1 protein-coding gene is annotated in these 270 nt (G+C 62.2%); it reads right to left on the bottom strand.

Annotation, left to right across the window (positions count from 1 at the left end):
* Positions 1-270, bottom strand: a 270-nt coding sequence (locus ACW9H9_RS28910; protein WP_457346751.1) for a ribonucleotide-diphosphate reductase subunit beta, incomplete at both ends; no start/stop codon positions are given.

The following is a 270-nucleotide window of genomic DNA, read 5'->3' as shown; positions in this document are numbered from 1 at the left end:
CCATGGCCAGCGATTCGATGCAGTACTGATAAGCGTGGGTGTGGATCGCCTCTTCAAACGCCTGGCGCAGGATGTACTGGCGGCATTCCGGGTTGGTGATCAGGCGGTAGACGGCCAGCACCAGGTTGTTGGCCACCAGGGAGTCGGCGGTGGAGAAGAAGCCCAGGTTGCGCATGACGATACGGCGTTCGTCGTCGGTCAGGCCTTCGGGGTTGCGCCACAGGGCGATGTCGGCGGTCATGTTGACCTCTTGCGGCATCCAGTGGTTGG

This window comes from Pseudomonas sp. SDO5215_S409, assembly GCF_054071325.1.
This window is presented reverse-complemented; position numbering and strand designations above follow the sequence as displayed.